Raw genomic sequence first — 18,484 nt, 5'->3', positions numbered from 1 at the left:
CCCCATCGCCGGCAAGGCCGGCTCCCACAGGAAACTGGGTTTACCCTGAACCATTGTGGGAGCCGGCCTTGCCGGCGATGGGCCCTCAAGCGACCGCTGTAGCCTGCAGCCCCGCCAGCAACAAGCGCTGATACAGTTCCTCCTTCAGCCCCTGCGGCTGCGCCAACCCCATCCGCGCCAACTGCGCAGGAAACGCCTCGGGTGCCGGCGCATCCAGCGCCGCCTTACCCAGCTCCAGCACCTCGCTCAGCTTGAACTTGCTCTTGAGCCAGTTCAGCGCACGCAATAAATCACGCTCTTCAGCGGTGAAATCACTGCCCAGCGGATACTCGGGGAACAACCGTGGGTGCCTTTCGCGCAGCGCCTGCAAACGCTGCGGGGTGTTCTCGGTGAAGCGCTGATCAAGACGGAAATCCTTCGGCAACTTGCCAGCCTTCTGGGCTCGCTCGATCAGCTCGGGCTGAAAGCGCGAGTCGCTGATCGCCAGCAACCGGGCAATCACCTCGGCATCAGTCTGCCCACGCAGATCGGCAATACCGTACTCGGTAACGACGATATCGCGCAGGTGCCGGGGGATGGTGCAGTGACCGTACTCCCAGACCAGGTTGGAACTGACCTCGCCGCCCGCCTCGCGCCAGCTGCGCAGCAGCAGGATCGAACGCGCACCTTCGAGTGCATGGCCCTGGGCGACAAAGTTGTACTGCCCGCCCACCCCGCTGAGCACCCGGCCATCTTCCAGCTGATCGGCCACCCCGGCGCCCATCAAGGTCATGGTGAACACCGTGTTGATAAAGCGTGCATCCCGGCGCTGCAGACGCTTGAGCGACTCCTGGCCACACAGCTCGTTGATGTAGCTGATGGCGCTCATGGCAAAGCGTTTGCGCAGGCTTGGCGGCATTTCCCGCAAGCGCTGGTAAAACGCCTGAGGGCCAAGAAAGAAGCCGCCATGCACCAGCACACCCTGATCATCCAGCTCGCCGTTGTTGGCCGCCTGCTGGCGCGCCTCGTCAGGGTAAACCGGACGGCGGATGATCCCGGCTTCGACCAGCGCCAGCAGGCCGTTGACGAACATTTCGCTACAGCCATACAGGCCGCGGGCGAAGGGCAGGATGCCACCTTCACGCTCGACCAGGGTTTGCCAAGGCGTCAGGTCAAGCTCAGCCAGCAACGCTTGGTAAGCCTCACTGTCTGCCTGACGCGCCAGCAGCCCGGCGGTCAGCGCATCGCCCATGGCACCGATGCCGATCTGCAGGGTGCCGCCATCGCGCACCAACGTGCTGGCATGCAGACCGATGCAATGGTCTTGAGTGGTGACCGGCATGTTCGGCGTGGAAAACAACCGGGTGCATTCCGGGCTGTCGATCAGCAGGTCGAAATCGTCCCTGGGCAGCTCCGAAGCGCCCGGCATGTACGGCAGTTGCGCATGCACCTGGCCGAGCAACAGGATGGTTTCACCGGCTGCCCGGCGGCGGGCGATCATCGGCAGCAGGTCAAGGGTGATGTCCGGGTTGCAGCTCAGGCTCAATTGCCCGGGATGCGCCGGGTCTTCGGCAACCAGTTGCGCGACCAGGTTCAAGCCCTTGGCGTTGATATCGCGGGCGGCATGGCTGTAGTTGCTGCTGACGTAGTCCTGCTGGGCCATGGCGCTGTGCAGCAGGCTGCCCGGCTGCAGGAAGAACTGCTCGACACGGATGTTTGCCGGCAACTGGTCGCGGCGCAGGTCGTGCAGGTAATCCAGTTCGAGGTAGTCGGCGAACACCCGCTCGATGAAGGGCTCAAGGAAGCGCCGCTGCAAGCCGTCGCCCAGGTCCGGACGGCCCAGGCTCAAGGCGGTGTAGATCGTCAGTTGCCGCTCGGGCAACTGGCGAATGCGCGCATACAGGGCATTGACGAAGCGGTTGGGCTTGCCCAGCCCCAGCGGCAGGCCCATGTGAATGTGCGCGGGCAAGCGCGCCAGCACCTGGTCTACGGCATCGTCGATCGAACAGCGGTGCACCATCTCGGCCTCCTGCGGCATTCCTTGACCACGTTGGAGCGAGCATGCCGCCAGATTGCCGCGCTGACCAGCGCTAAAAAAGCACAAAGCCCGCACGTGGCGGGCTTTGTTGGGCAAGCGCTGGGCTTACAGGCCGGACATCTTCTTGATGGCGCCCTTGAGGTCGTCATCCGAGCAGTCGGCGCAGGTGCCTTTCGGCGGCATGGCGTTGATACCGGTAATAGCCTTGGCAAGGATGCCGTCCAGACCGCCCTGGTGGTCGGAGCGCGCTTTCCAGGCAGCGGTGTCGCCGATTTTCGGCGCGCCAAGCAGGCCACTGCCATGGCAAGCGTTGCAGTGCTTGGCGATGATTTCATCCGGGGTCTTGGCACCGCCGCCGCCAGCAGCCGCTGCGACTTCCATACCCTTGCATTCCTGACCCTGTACACACACCTGGCCAACCGGTTCCAGTCGCTTGGCGATGTCGTCGTTGGTCGCAGCTTGTGCGCTGACTGCCCAAAGGGCCAATACGGCAGCTGGTACGGCCAGCATTTTCTTGATTAGATTCACGCGTACACCCTCATGGTGGCTAGTCACGCCTGCGGCCACGGTTTCGCAGGCGGCGCAAGTATAACGGGAACCCTGCCTCACCGAAACAACCCTAGTGTCCAAAGGGTCTTAGCCGCGACAATCCGCCGCGCAATACCCGCTAGAAGTTGGCCGGAGTCGCCGCGCTGATCAACCGAGCCGGCTCATCGTAAGGATTGCGGAAACGGTGCGGCTTGGTACTTTCAAAATAGTAGCTGTCGCCCGCTTCGAGGATGAAAGTTTCCAGGCCCACCACCAGTTCAAGGCGACCTTCGAGGAGGATGCCGGTCTCTTCACCATCATGGGTGAGCATTTCTTCGCCGGTATCGGCACCCGGCGGATAGACCTCGTTGAGAAAGGCAATGGCCCGGCTCGGGTGCGCCTTGCCGACCAGTTTCATGGTCACCGCACCGTCCGAAATGTCGATCAGCTCGTGGGCTTTATAGACGATCTGGGTAGGGTTTTCCGGTTGCAGCTCTTCGGAAAAGAACTCGACCATCGACATCGGAATACCGCTCAGCACCTTGCGCAGCGAGCTGATGGAGGGGCTGACGCTGTTCTTCTCGATCATCGAGATGGTGCTGTTGGTGACGCCCGCACGTTTGGCGAGTTCACGCTGTGACAGGCCCTTGAGCTTGCGAATGGCTTGCAGTCGTTCACCGACGTCCAATGCTGGAGCCCTCCTAAACGAACGAGTGGGGTCGAAATTGAACGTTATCATCGCAACAGCGTTCAGTATTTACAACACTTCGACCCGCAGCCTGTCCGCTTTGGCGCTTTAATCGCCGCTGTAGTCCAGCGGTACACGCTTGAGGTTGCAGAAAATCTGGTAGGGAATGTTGCCGGCATGCATGGCCACTTCGCTGGCCAGCACGTTTTTGCCCCACAGCTCCACCGGACTGCCGAGGCCCGCTTCCGGCACGTCGGTCAGGTCAATGCAGAGCATGTCCATCGACACCCGGCCGATCAGTTGGGTGCGCTTGCCGGCCACCAGCACTGGTGTGCCGTTTGGCGCCTGGCGCGGGTAGCCGTCGGCGTAACCCATGGCCACCACACCAACCCGGGTCGGCCGCGGGCTGACAAACTTGGCGCCATAACCTACAGGCTCACCGGCCGGTAGCTCACGTACGCTGATCACTCGCGATTGCACGGTCATCACCGGCTGCAGGCGCGCAGCTTCTGCCTGGGGTACGTCGAACGGCGTGGCACCATACAGCATCAGGCCCGGGCGCACCCAATCGCTGGGCACATTCGGCCAACCGAGCACGGCCGGCGAGTTGCGCAGGCTGATCTCGGCGCTCAGGCCCTGGCGCGCAGCCTGGAACACCGCCAGCTGTTCGTTGCTGGCATCGCTGTCGAGTTCGTCGGCACGGGCGAAGTGGCTCATCAGCACGATGCGCGCAACCTTGCCGCTGGCCAGCAGGCGCTGGTACGCGGCCTGATAGTCCTTGGCATGCAGGCCAACGCGGTGCATGCCCGAGTCGAGCTTGAGCCAGACAGTGATCGGCTTGCTCAGGTGCGCCTGCTCGATGGCTTCCAGCTGCCACAGCGAATGCACCACGCACCACAGGTCGTGCTGGGCGATCAGTTGCAGTTCGCTGGCTTCGAAAAAGCCTTCAAGCAGCAAGATCGGCGGCTTGATCCCGGCTGCGCGCAACTCCAGCGCCTCTTCGATACAGGCCACGGCAAAACCATCGGCCTGCTGCTCCAGGGCCAGGGCGCAACGCACGGCACCATGACCATAGGCATCGGCCTTGATCACGGCCAGGGCCTTGGCTCCGGTCAGTTCGCGGGCAAGTTGATAGTTGTGACGCAGGGCTTGAAGATCGATCAGGGCACGTGCAGGACGCATGACGGCAGCCTTCTGGGCAGTCTGGTTAGAAGTAAAAAGCCCGGTGCTCAAAAGGCAACTGGTCGGCCGCCTGCGGCACCGGGTGAGGGATCGGGTGTTACGGCAGGGCGGCGACCACCGACAGCTCGATGAGGATTTCCGGTTCGCACAGCTTGGCTTCAACGGTGGCACGGGCCGGCGCGACGCCTTTTGGCAGCCACTTGTCCCACACCGCGTTCATGCCCTGAAAGTGCGCGTCGATGTCCTTGAGGTAGATGGTCACCGAAAGCAGGCGGCTCTTGTCGGTACCGGCCAGGTCCAGCAGGCGCTCGATGTTGGCCAGGGTCTCGCGGGTTTGCTGCTCGATCCCGGCGTTCATGTCGTCACCCACCTGGCCCGCCAGGTAGACGGTGCCGTTGTGGGTAACGATCTGGCTCATGCGTTCATTGGTGAGCTGGCGCTGGACTGACATGCTTGGCAGGCTCCTGGTGTTTTCCGTAGCGAGAGATATCGAGGCCTTCGGCACTGATTTGCGGCTTCTTGCGCGCAATCAGGTCGGCCAGCAGGCGACCGGAACCGCAGGCCATGGTCCAGCCCAGCGTCCCGTGACCGGTGTTGAGGAACAGGTTACGGAACGGCGTGGCTCCGACGATCGGCGTACCATCCGGGGTGGTCGGGCGCAGGCCAGTCCAGAAACTGGCTTGGCTCAGGTCGCCGCCATGAGGATAAAGGTCGTTGACGATCATCTCCAGGGTTTCGCGTCGACGCGGGTTCAGCGACAGGTCAAAACCGGCAATTTCGGCCATGCCGCCAACGCGGATGCGGTTGTCGAAACGGGTGATCGCGACCTTGTAGGTTTCGTCGAGAATGGTCGAAGTCGGCGCCATCGCCGGGTCGGTGATCGGTACCGTCAGCGAGTAGCCCTTGAGCGGGTAGACCGGGGCCTTGATGCCCAGCGGCTTGAGCAGCTGCGGCGAATAGCTGCCCAGGGCCAGCACGTAGCGGTCGGCAGTTTCCAGCTTGCCGTCGATCCACACACCATTGATGCGGTCACCGGCGTAGTCCAGGCGCTGAATGTCCTGGCCAAAGCGGAACTCGACGCCGAGCTTGATCGCCATTTCCGCCAGGCGGGTGGTGAACAGCTGGCAGTCGCCGGTCTGGTCGTTGGGCAGGCGCAGGGCGCCGGCAAGAATGTCAGTAACGTTGGCCAGGGCCGGTTCGACGCGGGCGATGCCTGCGCGGTCGAGCACTTCGTACGGCACACCGGACTGCTCGAGGACGGCGATGTCCTTGGCGGCGTTGTCCAGTTGCGCCTGGGTGCGGAACAGTTGCGTGGTACCAAGGGTACGGCCTTCGTAGGCAATGCCGGTTTCGGCACGCAACTCGTCGAGGCAGTCACGGCTGTACTCGGACAGGCGCACCATGCGCTCCTTGTTGACCGCATAACGGCTGGCGGTGCAGTTGCGCAGCATTTGCGCCATCCACAGGTACTGGTCGATGTCGGCGGTGGCCTTGATGGCCAGGGGGGCGTGACGCTCCAGCAGCCACTTGATGGCTTTGAGCGGCACACCCGGGGCAGCCCAGGGCGAAGCGTAACCAGGCGAGACCTGGCCGGCATTGGCAAAGCTGGTTTCCATGGCGACTGCCGGTTGACGGTCGACCACGACGACTTCGAACCCTTGCCGTGCCAGATAGTAGGCACTGGCGGTTCCGATCACACCGCTACCAAGCACCAGAACTCGCATGTTTAATACCCTCGACGCAGCATACCGCTGACATTTGTTGTTAATGGCATAGATGCGCGCAGTATAGGAAGGTATGACCAGTGCTTTTCACTATATAAAAGCCTATATTTGGCGAGAATTCTCGGCAAGGTTGGCTTTTACGGAGGGGCATCCACTATGAGAACCCAGCACCAAAGCAAACGTGAACTGGACAAGATCGACCGCAATATCCTGCGCATCCTGCAGGCAGATGGGCGCATCTCGTTTACTGAACTGGGCGAAAAGGTCGGCCTGTCGACCACCCCCTGCACCGAGCGGGTCCGGCGCCTGGAGCGCGAAGGGATCATCATGGGCTACAACGCCCGGCTCAACCCGCAGCACCTGAAGGGTAGCCTGCTGGTGTTCGTCGAAATCAGCCTCGACTACAAGTCAGGCGACACCTTCGAAGAATTCCGACGTGCCGTGCTGAAGTTGCCGCACGTGCTCGAGTGCCACCTGGTCTCCGGCGACTTCGATTACCTGGTCAAGGCGCGGATTTCCGAGATGGCATCCTACCGCAAGCTGCTCGGCGACATCCTGCTCAAGCTGCCGCACGTGCGCGAGTCGAAGAGCTACATCGTCATGGAAGAGGTGAAGGAAAGCCTCAACCTGCCGATTCCGGACTGAGGCTCAGACCAGCACCTGCCGGGTGCTGGCGATGTACTGGTGCACCAGCTTTTCGGCGTGTGGGTCGATCATCTCGGCCGGGGCCCGGCCATTGGGGCATGGCAGCTTGGGAGTGGTACCGAACAAGCGGCAGATCAGCGGCCGCTCTTCGTACACGGTGCAGCCGTTGGGGCCTAGGTGCACGCAGTTCAGTTCCGCCAGTGCGGCTTCCTGCTCGGCGGCGCTCTTGCGCGGCAGGCGGGCCATTTCTTCCGCCGAAGTGGTTACCGGCCCGCAGCAGTCGTGACAGCCCGGCACACATTCAAAGGACGGGATCTGCTCACGCAGGAAGCGGATCTTGTGGCTGTTGCAACTCATGGCGGCCTGCGGCAAAGAAGGGTGGCGCACTATTTTGCCCTACGGTTGCCCGCCCCTGAAAGTGCAGCTTATCCTGCGTAAAATTTTCCAAACACTCAGAACCAGGACATCGCCATGAACGCCGGCGTTCAGCAGCCCGCCTCGCACACCGCTTCCTACTACGCTGCCAGCAGCGCCCCACAGGCGAATTATCCACAGCTGCAGGGCGAACTGAGCTGTGACATCTGCGTGGTGGGCGGTGGTTTTTCCGGGCTGAACACGGCGATCGAACTGGCCGAGCGCGGTCTCAACGTGATCCTGCTGGAAGCCCGCAAGATCGGCTGGGGCGCCAGCGGGCGCAATGGCGGGCAACTGATTCGTGGCGTCGGCCACGGCCTTGAGCAGTTCACTCCGATCATCGGTTGTGATGGCGTGCGCGAGCTCAAGCTGATGGGCCTGGAAGCCGTGGACATCGTCCGCGAGCGAATCGAACGCCACAGCATCGACTGCGACCTGACCTGGGGTTACTGCGACCTGGCCAACAAACCCCGCGACCTGGAGGGGTTCGCCGAGGACGCCGAAGAGCTGCGCAGTCTCGGCTATCGCCACGAGTTGCGCCTGGTGCAGCCAGAGCAGATGCACAGCGTGGTCGGCTCGGACCGCTACGTCGGCGGCCTGATCGATATGGGCTCCGGGCATCTGCACCCGCTCAACCTGGCACTGGGCGAAGCGGTCGTCGCCAGCAAGCTGGGCGTGCGCCTGTTCGAGCAATCCGCAGTGACGCGCATCGATTATGGCCCGCAGGTGCGCGTGCATACTGCACAAGGCTCGGTGCTCGCCAGCACCCTGGTGCTCGGTTGCAATGCCTACCTGAATGAGCTGAATGCCGAGCTTGGCGGCAAGGTGCTGCCCGCCGGTAGCTACATCATCGCCACCGAACCCCTGAGCGAGGCCCGGGCCAGCCAGCTGCTGCCGCAAAACATGGCCGTGTGCGACCAGCGCGTGGCCCTGGACTACTACCGCTTGTCCGCCGATCGGCGGCTGTTGTTCGGCGGCGCCTGCCATTATTCCGGGCGCGACCCAAAAGATATCGCCGCCTACATGCGGCCGAAAATGCTCAAGGTATTCCCGCAGCTCGCTGATGTGCGTATCGACTATCAATGGGGCGGAATGATCGGCATCGGCGCCAACCGCTTGCCACAGATCGGCCGCTTGCGCGACCAGCCCAACGTGTACTTCGCCCAGGCCTATTCCGGCCATGGCTTGAATGCCACTCACCTGGCCGGCAGGCTGCTCGGTGAAGCCATCAGCGGCCAGCATGGCGGGCGCTTCGACCTGTTCGCCCGGGTACCACACATCACCTTCCCGGGCGGCAAGCACCTGCGCTCGCCGCTGCTGGCCCTGGGCATGCTCTGGCACCGCATGAAAGAGCTGGTCTAGGCACGCCAGAAAGGCTTCAAACCTTCTTCACGAGCCTGCTCCGGGGTCAGGCCGACGTCGCGCAGTTGCGCTGTGTCCAGTTCCAGCAGCGCCCTGCGGGTATGCCAGCGATGGATCATCAGGCCCCAGCGACTGAGGCCGGTGGGCGCACTGAACAGCTGGGTGCGCTGCTCACGGCTCAGTTCTTCGGCATACAGTTTCAGGCGCACATCGCTCATGCCGCTCATTGCTTGTTACCTCCAGGGTGTGTGAACCGTGGAACAAGCATGCGCGTCAGTGCAAGACCATTACAGATCCAAAGACCGACTATTACTTCCATACAGAATTGGTACATTTCCTACTGAATGCTGTATTTTTTCCTCATCTGTATTGGTCATTTTCTGTAGCCGTCTTCCGGAGTATGCCATGACGCTGTACATCAACCTCGCCGAGTTGCTCGGCGCTCGCATCGAACAAGGCCTGTACCGTCCCGGCGATCGCTTGCCGTCGGTGCGCGCCCTGAGCATCGAGCATGGGGTCAGCCTGAGCACCGTGCAGCAGGCCTACCGCCTCCTGGAAGACAACGGCCTGGCTGCGCCGCGGCCCAAGTCTGGCTACTTCGTACCCAATAACCGCAGCCTGCCTGCCCTGCCCGCCGTCAGCCGCCCGGCCCAGCGCCCGGTGGACATTTCCCAGTGGGAGCAGGTCATCGAGCTGATCCGCAGCGTACCGAGCAAGGACGTGGTTCAACTGGGCCGTGGCATGCCCGACATCACCAGCCCGACCCTCAAACCGCTGCTGCGCAGCCTGGCCCAGCTTAGCCGCCGTCAGGACATGCCCGGCCTGTATTACGACACCATCTGCGGCACCCTGGCCCTGCGCGAGCAGATCGCCCGGCTGATGCTCGATTCCGGCTGTACGGTCAGCCCGGCCGACCTTGTGGTCACCACCGGCTGCCATGAGGCGCTATCCACCAGCATCCGCGCAGTGTGCCAACCCGGCGATATCGTGGCGGTGGATTCGCCCAGCTTTCATGGTGCCATGCAAACCCTCAAGGGCCTGGGCATGAAAGCCCTGGAAATCCCCACCGACCCCCTCACCGGGATCAGCCTCGAAGCCTTGGAACTGGCCCTGGAACAATGGCCGATCAAGCTCATCCAGATCACCCCGAACTGCAACAACCCGCTCGGCTACATCATGCCCGAGGCGCGCAAGAAGGCGTTGCTGACCCTGGCGCAACGCTTCGATGTAGCGATCCTCGAAGACGATGTGTATGGCGACCTTGCCTACACCTACCCCAGACCGCGGACCATCAAATCCTTCGACGAGGACGGCCGGGTGCTGCTGTGCAGTTCCTTCTCCAAGACACTCGCTCCGGGCCTGCGCATTGGCTGGGCAGCCCCCGGCCGCTACCTGGAACGGGTGCTGCACATGAAGTACATCAGCACCGGCTGCACGGCGACCCAGCCACAACTGGCGATCGCCGACTTCATCGAAGGCGGCCACTACCAGCCGCACCTGCGGCGCATGCGCAGCCAGTATCAGCGTGGCCGCGACCAGATGAGCGACTGGGTGGCCCGTTACTTTCCACCGGGCACCCGCGCCAGCCGGCCCCAGGGCGGCTTCATGCTCTGGGTGGAATTGCCGGAAAGTTTCGACACGCTGCGCCTGAACCGGGCTTTACTTGGGCAGGGAGTGCAGATTGCCGTCGGCAGTATCTTCTCGGCCTCGGGCAAGTACCGCAATTGCCTGCGCATGAACTTTGCCGCACGCCCCTGCACCGAGATCGAAGCGGCAGTGCGCAAGGTTGGCGAGACCGCCATTCGTCTACTGGCCCAGGAACACAGTGACGGGTAACTTTTCGCCGCCGCTCGCGGTCCATATCCATACGCCCCAGTTGTAATAGGACGAATTTTCTTGAGAAGCCAGCGGGTGCTGCCACTACTGCTGTCGCTATTGCTCGGCCTGAATGGCTGCGCCAGTGTCAGCCAGCCACGGGAAGTCAGCCAGGCCCTGCCGGCCAGCGACTCGGCGTTCGGCCGCTCAGTACAGCGCCAGGCCTCGGCCTACGACGGGCGCTCCGGGTTTCGCCTGCTGCCCAACAGCAATGAAGCCTTCCGCGCCCGCGCCGAACTGATCCGCAACGCCCAATCGAGCATCGACCTGCAGTACTACATCGTCCATGACGGCCTCAGCACGCGTGCCCTGGTGCATGAGTTGCTACAAGCGGCCGACCGTGGTGTACGGGTGCGCATCCTGCTCGATGACACCACCAGTGACGGCCTCGACGAACTGATGGGCACCCTGGCTGCACATCCGAACATCCAGATACGTGTATTCAACCCCTTGCACCTGGGCCGCAGCACCGGCGCGACCCGGGCCATGGGCCGCCTGTTCAACCTGTCGTTGCAGCATCGGCGCATGCACAACAAGCTGTGGCTGGTGGACAACAGCATGGCCATCGTCGGTGGGCGCAACCTGGGCGATGAGTATTTCGATGCCGAACCCAACCTGAACTTCACCGACATCGACCTGCTCGGCGTCGGCCCAGTGGCCGAACAACTGGGGCATAGCTTCGATCAGTACTGGAACAGTGCCCTGAGCAAGCCGATCGGCGACTTCCTGCTCCGCCAGCCCGACGCTGGCGACCTACGTAACAGCCGCCAGCGCCTGGAGGCTTCACTGGCCGAGGCGCGGATCAAGCGCAAGGCCCAGTACGAGCGGCTGATGGCCTATCAGACTCGACCGCGCCTGGATGTCTGGCGCAACGAGCTGATCTGGGCCCACAACCAGGCGCTCTGGGACGCGCCAAGCAAGGTCCTGGCCCGCGATGAACCCGACCCGCAGCTGCTGATGACCCAACAGTTGGCGCCTGACCTGAACAATGTGCAGCATGAATTGATCCTGGTCTCGGCCTACTTCGTGCCCCGCGAGTCAGGCTTGCTGTACCTGACTAGCCGCGCCGACAACGGCGTCTCGGTCAAGCTGCTGACCAACTCCCTGGAAGCGACCGATGTGCCCGCCGTGCATGGTGGCTACGCACCGTATCGCAAGGCGCTGCTCGAGCACGGTGTCCATCTGTACGAATTGCGCCGCCAGCCTGGCGAGCCGAGCTCACGTCGGGCCATGCGCTTTCATGGCAGCTCCGATTCCAGCCTGCACAGCAAGGCAATCGTCTTCGATCGGAAAAAGACCTTCATCGGTTCATTTAACTTCGATCCCCGCTCGCTGCTGTGGAACACTGAAGTCGGGGTGCTGGTCGACAGCCCGGAGCTGGCCGAGTACACCCGCGAGCTGGCGGCCCAGGGCATGGCCCCGGCCCTCAGCTATCAGCTGCAACTGATCGACGGCCAATTGGTCTGGGTTACCGAAGACAATCATCGCCTGCACACCCTGACCACCGAGCCCGGCGGGCTGTGGCGGCGCTTCAACGCCTGGATCAGCAAAGCCGTGGGCCTGGAAAAGATGCTCTAGACCGGCGCCGGCTCGAAGGCATCGGGCCGCCTTGCCAGCAGCACCAGGCCGAATGCCCCTGCGGCCATGAACAGCGGCAGCGCATGGCCACTGATCCACTGGCTGCCCGCCCCTGCCGCCAGCGGCCCGATCAGGCAACCGATGCCCCACAGCTGCGCAACGTGGGCATTGGCGCGTACCAGTGCATCGTCGCGGTAACGCTCGCCGATCAGCACCAGCGACAAGGTGAACAGGCCACCGGCACTGGCGCCGAACAGCACCCACAGCGGCCAGATCAACGGCGTTTGCAGCAGCAACGGTATCGCCAGGCTGGAGCCCAGTAGCATCACCGCACAGCCGCTGAACAGCGTACGCCTGGACATACGGTCGGCCAGCGCGCCAATCGGTAGCTGCAGCAGCGCATCACCGACCACGACGGTGCTGACCATGAACAGGGCGATTTCCGTGGTGAAGCCTTGCTGCAGGCAGTAGACCGGCAGCAAGGTCAGAATCATGGCCTCGAAGGCAGCAAACAGTGCGATGGCCCAGGCAATCACCGGCAAGCGCCGGCAGAAGTCGAACAGATCAGTAAAGGTCACGCTGCAGGATTCGGCACTGGGCGCACCATCGCGGCCGAGCAGCACCAGCGGCGCGCCAATCAGCAGGCCGGCTCCAATCCAGAAACCCAGGTCATCTTCCGAGCCCACCACGCCGAGCAACAACGGCCCGGCCAGCTGACTCAAGGCATAGCTGCTGCCGTACAGCGCCACCAGACGCCCGCGCCACTGCTCGACCACCAGTTGGTTGATCCAGCTTTCGCCAAGGATGAAGACGATGGTGAGGATCACCCCGATCAGCAAACGCAGGGCCAGCCACAACGGATAGCTGGGCAGCAGTGCCAGCAAACCAATGGAAAACGCCCCGGCCCACAGGCACAAGCGCATCAACCCCGGCGTGCCGAAGCGTGCGGCCAGACGGCTGGACAGACTGGCACCGACCAGCACGCCGATGGCCGGCATCGCCGCCATCACGCCAATGGCAAAACTGCCGTAGCCCCAGCCTTCCAGGCGCAACGACACCAGCGGCATGCTGACGCCCAAGGCCAGGCCGACACTGAGCACGGCCGCCAGCACGGCGAAATAGGTTCCCCAACGCACGCTGTCTTCCTCCAGAAACAATCGCGGGACAAGCCCGCTCCCACACTGTGGGAGCGGGCTTGTCCCGCGATAAGGACGCCCAGGTCTTACAGCTTGATCCAGGTGGCTTTCAGCTCGGTGTACTTGTCCAGTGCATGCAGCGACTTGTCACGGCCGTTGCCCGACTGCTTGAAGCCGCCGAACGGTGCGGTCATGTCGCCGCCATCGTACTGGTTGACCCACACGCTGCCGGCGCGCAGGGCCTTGGCGGTCAGGTGCGCCTTGGAGATGTCAGCGGTCCACACACCGGCAGCCAGGCCGTACGGGGTGTCGTTGGCGATGTTGATCGCTTCCTCGACGCTGTCGAAGGTAATCACCGACAGTACCGGGCCGAAGATCTCTTCCTGGGCGATTTTCATGGCGTTGCTGACGCCGTCGAAAATCGTCGGCTCGACGTAGGTGCCACCGGTTTCCTCGAGGATCCGCTTGCCGCCCACCAGCAGCTTGGCGCCATCGCTGTGGCCGGCTTCGATGTAGGACAGCACAGTATTCATCTGCTGGGTATCGACCAGGGCACCCACGGTGGTGGCTGGGTCCAGTGGGTTGCCCGGCTTCCAGGCTTTGAGCGCTTCAAGCACCAACGGCAGGAACTTGTCCTTGATCGAGCGCTCGACCAGCAGGCGCGAACCTGCGGTGCAGACTTCGCCCTGGTTGAAGGCGATGGCGCTGGCGGCAGCTTCGGCGGCGGCGTTGAGGTCCGGAGCGTCGGCGAAAACGATGTTCGGGCTCTTGCCACCGGCTTCGAGCCAGACCCGCTTCATGTTCGACTCACCGGCATAGATCATCAGTTGCTTGGCGATCTTGGTCGAACCGGTGAACACCAGGGTATCGACATCCATGTGCAGGGCCAGGGCCTTGCCGACGGTGTGACCATAACCTGGCAGCACGTTGAGCACACCGGCCGGGATACCGGCCTCGATCGCCAATTGGGCGATGCGGATGGCGGTCAGTGGCGATTTTTCCGAAGGCTTGAGTACCACCGAGTTACCGGTGGCCAGGGCCGGGCCGAGTTTCCAGCAGGCCATCAGCAGCGGGAAGTTCCACGGCACGATGGCGGCAACCACACCCACCGGCTCGCGCGTCACCAGACCCAGTTGATTGTGTGGGGTGGCGGCGACTTCGTCGTAGATCTTGTCGATCGCTTCACCGTTCCAGCTCAAGGCCTGGGCGGCACCCGGTACGTCGATGTTCAGCGAGTCGCTGATCGGCTTACCCATGTCCAGGGTTTCCAGCAGGGCCAGCTCTTCGACGTTCTTCTTGAGCAGGCCGGCGAAACGAATCATGGTGGCCTTGCGTTTGGCCGGCGCCAGGCGCGACCAGACGCCAGCGGCAAAAGTGGCGCGGGCATTTTCTACCGCACGCTTGGCATCGGCCTCGTCGCAGCTGGCGATCTGCGCCAGGAGGCGTCCGTCGACCGGGCTGAGGCACTCGAACGTGGCGCCGGAAACGGCCGCGGTGTATTCACCATTGATGAAGGCACGGCCTTCGATCTTCAATTGCTGGGCACGCTGTTCCCAGTCCGCACGAGTCAGGGTGGTCATACGAAACTCCTCCTCTTGTTAAGGTGCAGTGCCGCACGAGGGCTTGGGGGCACTGGCGAAAATTCTGGCTGGGCGACACAGGCGCACAGGCACCTGTCACCCTAAACCACCGGCACCCTAATTTTCAATATATTTGACATAATCACATCAAACACCTACTGATGTTCATTTTATTAAACAACAAAAGGGGCCCGACCATGAGCATTAACCAGATCATCGACTTTGCCCAGGTGCTGACCGAGGCGGAACGCTACCGCCCTGCGGCGGAAAAGGTACTCAAGGGCGACCCCGAGCAGGCGGTCTTCAACCATTACTCCAGCCCCTGCGCACAGTTTCATGCAGGCGTCTGGGAAGGGGCCGTCGGGCAATGGACCGTCAATTACACCGAACACGAGTATTGCGAAATCGTACAAGGGGTATCGGTACTGCGTGATGAGGCGGGCGAGGCGAAAACCCTGCGCGCTGGTGACCGCTTCGTGATCCCGGCGGGCTTCAAGGGCACCTGGGAAGTGCTGGAGCCATGCCGCAAGATCTATGTGATGTTCGAGCAGAAAGAAGGCTAAACCCAGGCACAATCCTTGTGGGAGCGGGCCTTGCCCCGCGATCGAGCGCGGAGCGGTCGTAGGCTGCACTGGTATGATCGCGGGGCAAGCCCGCTCCTACAGACGGCATAAAAAAAGGGCCCGTATCCAGAGATACGGGCCCTTTTTTCGTCAGCCAGATCAATTACTTGATCTTGGCTTCCTTGTAGATCACGTGCTTGCGAACAACCGGATCGAATTTTTTGATTTCGATTTTGTCCGGAGTGGTGCGCTTGTTCTTGTCGGTGGTGTAGAAGTGGCCGGTATTAGCGGTCGACACCAGACGGATCAATTCACGCATGATTCTCTCCCTTAGACCTTAGCGCCGTTACGGCGAATGTCGACCAGAACGGCATCAATGCCGCGCTTGTCGATGATGCGCATGCCTTTGGCAGATACGCGCAGACGCACGAAACGCTTCTCGGACTCGACCCAGAAGCGATGATGCTGCAGGTTCGGCAGGAAACGACGACGGGTTTTGTTGTTTGCGTGGGAAATGTTATTCCCGGTTACCGGACCCTTACCGGTAACTTGACAGACTCTCGACATGCCTCAGCCCTCTAAAACCACATGCCCAACCCGGCATGGGTTGGCCGCTTAATCTCTCAGTCTTTGGCGCCAGGCGCCGTGTTTCTTCAGGGTCTTATCGACTCGGTCAGCAGATGCGACAAGCCGAGCCCCTAGAAAAGAGCGCTGCTTTATACCAGAAAGACCAGAGCACAACAACAGAAGATGTGCTTTGACTTGCTGTTCGACACGCCGGAGCAGCATAACCACTGGCCCGGCAAGCTGTCGACCGCTCGTCGCCCGATCGGCAAAAAAGGATATGGTCATTTGCGCCCCAGCGCACTAGGGTAGGACTTTTCCAGACTGCACTGGCAGATGGGCCATCGATCAGCCAAGGAATCCCCATGCGTGCTGCCGTTCTACCCCTGTTGTTCGCCACCCTGCTCGGCCCGGCTTTCGCCCAGGCGGCTGCGCTGAGCGTGTGCACCGAAGCCAGCCCCGAAGGCTTTGACGTGGTCCAGTACAACTCGCTGAGTACCACCAATGCCTCGGCCGATGTGCTGATGAACCGCCTGGTCGAGTTCGACGCGCGCCAGGGCCAGGTAGTGCCGAGCCTGGCCGAAAGCTGGACGGTATCGCCGGACGGCCTTATCTACGAGTTCAAGCTGCATCCGGGGGTGAAATTCCACAGCACCGGCTACTTCAAGCCCAGTCGCACACTGGATGCCGACGACGTGCTGTTCAGTTTCCAGCGCATGCTCTACCCCGCCCATTCCTGGCACAAGATCGCCCAGAGCGGTTACCCGCACGCCCAATCGTTGCAACTGCCAAGCCTGATCAAGCAGATCGAGGCCCCAGACCCGCTGACCGTGCGCTTTACCCTCGACCACCCCGACGCCACTTTCCTGGCCACGCTGAGCATGGGCTTTGCTTCGATCTACTCTGCCGAGTACGCCGACCAGCTGCTCAAGGCCGGTACTCCGGAGAAGCTCAACAGCCAGCCAATCGGCACCGGGCCGTTCGTCTTCAATCGCTTTCAGAAGGATGCCGTGATCCGCTACCGGGCAAACGCTGACTACTTTGCCGGCAAACCGGGTGTCGACCCGTTGATCTTCGCCATTACCCCCGATGCCAATGTGCGCCTGCAAAAACTCAAGCGCAACGAATGCCAGATTGCCCTGTCGCCCAAGCCACTGGACATCGCTGCTGCCAGTGAAGATCCGACACTGAAGGTGGAAAAGACCGAAGCCTTCATGACTGCGTTCGTCGCCATCAATAGCCAGCATGCACCACTGGACAAGCCGGAGGTACGCCAGGCCATCAACCTCGCGTTCGACAAGGCCAGCTACCTCAAGGCCGTGTTCGAAGACACCGCCGTGGCTGCCAATGGCCCCTACCCGCCCAATACCTGGAGCTACGCCAAGGACCTGCCCGGCTATCCGGCCAACCTCGACAAAGCCCGGGCACTGTTGGCCAAGGCCGGCCTCAAGGACGGCTTCAGCACCACGATCTGGACCCGCCCGCAAGGCAGCCTGCTCAATCCCAACCCGAGCCTGGGCGCACAACTGCTGCAGGCGGACCTGGGCAAGATCGGCATCAAGGCCGAGATCCGCGTGATTGAATGGGGTGAGCTTATTCGCCGGGCCAAGGCGGGTGAGCATGACCTGCTGTTCATGGGCTGGGCCGGGGACAACGGCGACCCGGACAACTTCCTCAGCCCGCAGTTTTCCTGCGCGGCGGTCAAGTCCGGCACCAACTTCGCACGCTTTTGCGACCAGCGCCTCGATCAGTTGATCAGCGCCGGCAAGACCACCAACGACCAGAGCGTGCGCAGCCGCCTGTACCAGCAGGCCCAGACGCTGATCCAGCAGCAGGCCTTGTGGCTGCCCCTGGCCCACCCGACGGCTGCCGTGCTGGCGCGCAAGGATGTCCAGGGTTACCAGGTCAGCCCATTCGGCCGCCAGGACTTTGCCGGGGTGACGTCCTCGCGCTAGAGCCAGCCGTGCTCGGCCATCGATAGCGGCTCACCGTCGCCGATGACGAAGTGGTCGAGCACGCAGACTTCGATCATCGCCAGCGCCTTGGTCAGGCGCCGGGTCAGCACCAGGTCGGCGTCGCTGGGCTCGCTCACCCCCGAGGGGTGGTTGTGACAGAGAATCAACGCCGCAGCGTTGTGCGCCAGGGCACGCTTGATCACCTGCCTCGGATAGACGCTGGCGCTGTTGATCGAGCCCTGGAATAGCGCCTCGAAGGCCAGCACCCGGTGCTTGCTGTCGAGAAACAGGGCAGCGAATACTTCATGCGGTTCATGGCGCAGACGCGCTTTGAGGTAGTCCTTGACCGCCTGCGGGTTCTGCAAGGCCGAGTCACGCCGCAGACGCTCGGCCAGGTGACGCCGGGCCATTTCCAGCACCGCCTGCAACTGGGCAAACTTAGCCGGCCCCAGCCCGAGCTCGCCATTGAAGCTGCGGCTATCGGCCTCGAGCAACCCGCGCAAGCCACCAAACCGCCCCAGCAAATGCCTGGCCAGATCGACCGCACTACGCCCACGCACACCGGTACGCAAAAATATCGCCAGCAGTTCCGCATCCGACAGGCTCACCGCCCCCGACACCAACAGCTTTTCCCGCGGTCTTTCCGCTGCGGGCCAATCCTTGATACTCATGA

19 protein-coding genes are annotated in these 18,484 nt (G+C 62.4%); 6 read left to right on the top strand and 13 right to left on the bottom strand.

From position 1 onward, the window contains the following. Nucleotides 1–85 precede the first annotated feature (85 nt). From NLX68_RS01290 to dadA, 6 genes are all read right to left on the bottom strand, one after another. Nucleotides 86–1,996 carry an acetyl-CoA hydrolase/transferase C-terminal domain-containing protein gene (locus NLX68_RS01290; RefSeq protein ID WP_254282645.1) on the bottom strand — a complete coding sequence of 637 codons (1,911 nt, stop codon included), beginning with the start codon at nucleotides 1,994–1,996 and terminating at the stop codon, nucleotides 86–88. 126 nt (nucleotides 1,997–2,122) lie between these two features. Further along, the gene (locus tag NLX68_RS01285; RefSeq protein ID WP_010225838.1) at nucleotides 2,123–2,545 is read right to left on the bottom strand and encodes a cytochrome c5 family protein; all 423 of its coding nucleotides are present in this window, start codon (nucleotides 2,543–2,545) and stop codon (nucleotides 2,123–2,125) included. A 139-nt stretch (nucleotides 2,546–2,684) separates the two neighbouring features. Continuing rightward, nucleotides 2,685–3,233, bottom strand: coding sequence for a cupin domain-containing protein (locus NLX68_RS01280; RefSeq protein ID WP_010225839.1), 549 nt, complete (start codon nucleotides 3,231–3,233; stop codon nucleotides 2,685–2,687). A gap of 108 nt (nucleotides 3,234–3,341) precedes the next feature. Beyond that, nucleotides 3,342–4,415: an alanine racemase gene (alr, locus tag NLX68_RS01275; protein WP_254282284.1), complete on the bottom strand. Its 1,074-nt coding sequence runs from the start codon at nucleotides 4,413–4,415 to the stop codon at nucleotides 3,342–3,344. A gap of 97 nt (nucleotides 4,416–4,512) precedes the next feature. Further along, on the bottom strand, nucleotides 4,513–4,866 hold the full coding sequence (locus tag NLX68_RS01270; RefSeq protein ID WP_010225843.1) for a RidA family protein: 354 nt from the start codon (nucleotides 4,864–4,866) through the stop codon (nucleotides 4,513–4,515). After that, a complete protein-coding gene (dadA, locus tag NLX68_RS01265) occupies nucleotides 4,838–6,139 on the bottom strand; it encodes a D-amino acid dehydrogenase (protein ID WP_254282282.1) in 1,302 nt (433 codons plus the stop codon). The genes NLX68_RS01270 and dadA overlap by 29 nt, the downstream gene beginning before the upstream one ends. A 156-nt stretch (nucleotides 6,140–6,295) precedes the next feature. On the opposite strand from dadA, the gene dadR reads away from it, so the two are divergent. Next, nucleotides 6,296–6,784 (top strand): transcriptional regulator DadR, encoded by a 489-nt coding sequence (gene dadR, locus NLX68_RS01260; protein ID WP_008366790.1) that lies wholly within the window; start codon nucleotides 6,296–6,298, stop codon nucleotides 6,782–6,784. A 3-nt stretch (nucleotides 6,785–6,787) separates the two neighbouring features. Here dadR and NLX68_RS01255 read toward each other — a convergent pair whose 3' ends face one another. Continuing rightward, nucleotides 6,788–7,141: a YkgJ family cysteine cluster protein gene (locus NLX68_RS01255; protein ID WP_254282280.1), complete on the bottom strand. Its 354-nt coding sequence runs from the start codon at nucleotides 7,139–7,141 to the stop codon at nucleotides 6,788–6,790. Between the two features lie 114 nt (nucleotides 7,142–7,255). Between NLX68_RS01255 and NLX68_RS01250 the strand changes: the two genes are divergently transcribed. After that, nucleotides 7,256–8,560, top strand: coding sequence for an FAD-binding oxidoreductase (locus NLX68_RS01250; protein ID WP_254282277.1), 1,305 nt, complete (start codon nucleotides 7,256–7,258; stop codon nucleotides 8,558–8,560). On the opposite strand, the gene NLX68_RS01245 is transcribed toward NLX68_RS01250, so the two are convergent. Beyond that, complete coding sequence (locus NLX68_RS01245) at nucleotides 8,557–8,787, bottom strand: DUF1127 domain-containing protein (RefSeq protein WP_254282275.1); 231 nt, start codon at nucleotides 8,785–8,787, stop codon at nucleotides 8,557–8,559. The genes NLX68_RS01250 and NLX68_RS01245 overlap by 4 nt on opposite strands. A 178-nt stretch (nucleotides 8,788–8,965) precedes the next feature. On the opposite strand from NLX68_RS01245, the gene NLX68_RS01240 reads away from it, so the two are divergent. Then, entirely contained in the window at nucleotides 8,966–10,396 is a 1,431-nt protein-coding gene (locus NLX68_RS01240) for a PLP-dependent aminotransferase family protein (RefSeq protein ID WP_036995226.1), read from the top strand. A 60-nt stretch (nucleotides 10,397–10,456) separates the two neighbouring features. After that, a complete protein-coding gene (locus tag NLX68_RS01235; RefSeq protein ID WP_254282274.1) occupies nucleotides 10,457–12,013 on the top strand; it encodes a phospholipase D family protein in 1,557 nt (518 codons plus the stop codon). Here the strand turns inward: NLX68_RS01235 and NLX68_RS01230 are convergent. Beyond that, nucleotides 12,010–13,149, bottom strand: a complete 1,140-nt coding sequence (locus NLX68_RS01230; protein ID WP_254282273.1) for an MFS transporter — start codon at nucleotides 13,147–13,149, stop codon at nucleotides 12,010–12,012. The genes NLX68_RS01235 and NLX68_RS01230 overlap by 4 nt on opposite strands. 86 nt (nucleotides 13,150–13,235) lie before the next feature. Beyond that, nucleotides 13,236–14,729: an aldehyde dehydrogenase gene (locus NLX68_RS01225; RefSeq protein WP_254282272.1), complete on the bottom strand. Its 1,494-nt coding sequence runs from the start codon at nucleotides 14,727–14,729 to the stop codon at nucleotides 13,236–13,238. Nucleotides 14,730–14,926: 197 nt separating this feature from the next. Between NLX68_RS01225 and NLX68_RS01220 the strand changes: the two genes are divergently transcribed. Further along, nucleotides 14,927–15,292: a cupin domain-containing protein gene (locus tag NLX68_RS01220; RefSeq protein ID WP_254282271.1), complete on the top strand. Its 366-nt coding sequence runs from the start codon at nucleotides 14,927–14,929 to the stop codon at nucleotides 15,290–15,292. A 163-nt stretch (nucleotides 15,293–15,455) separates the two neighbouring features. Here the strand turns inward: NLX68_RS01220 and rpmG are convergent, their stop codons facing one another. Both rpmG and rpmB read right to left on the bottom strand, forming a co-directional pair. Beyond that, the gene (rpmG, locus tag NLX68_RS01215; protein ID WP_010225867.1) at nucleotides 15,456–15,611 is read right to left on the bottom strand and encodes a 50S ribosomal protein L33; all 156 of its coding nucleotides are present in this window, start codon (nucleotides 15,609–15,611) and stop codon (nucleotides 15,456–15,458) included. A gap of 11 nt (nucleotides 15,612–15,622) precedes the next feature. After that, nucleotides 15,623–15,859, bottom strand: a complete 237-nt coding sequence (rpmB, locus tag NLX68_RS01210; RefSeq protein ID WP_010225868.1) for a 50S ribosomal protein L28 — start codon at nucleotides 15,857–15,859, stop codon at nucleotides 15,623–15,625. 362 nt (nucleotides 15,860–16,221) lie between these two features. On the opposite strand from rpmB, the gene NLX68_RS01205 reads away from it, so the two are divergent. Next, on the top strand, nucleotides 16,222–17,811 hold the full coding sequence (locus NLX68_RS01205; RefSeq protein WP_254282270.1) for an ABC transporter substrate-binding protein: 1,590 nt from the start codon (nucleotides 16,222–16,224) through the stop codon (nucleotides 17,809–17,811). Here NLX68_RS01205 and radC read toward each other — a convergent pair. Beyond that, nucleotides 17,808–18,482, bottom strand: coding sequence for a DNA repair protein RadC (radC, locus tag NLX68_RS01200; RefSeq protein ID WP_254282268.1), 675 nt, complete (start codon nucleotides 18,480–18,482; stop codon nucleotides 17,808–17,810). The genes NLX68_RS01205 and radC overlap by 4 nt on opposite strands. Between the last annotated feature and the right edge of the window lie 2 nt (nucleotides 18,483–18,484).

The organism is Pseudomonas sp. SBB6 (assembly GCF_024213215.1).
Lineage (GTDB): Bacteria > Pseudomonadota > Gammaproteobacteria > Pseudomonadales > Pseudomonadaceae > Aquipseudomonas > Aquipseudomonas donghuensis.
The sequence above is the reverse complement of the archived record's forward strand: the minus strand, read 5'-3'. Positions and strand labels throughout refer to the sequence as shown.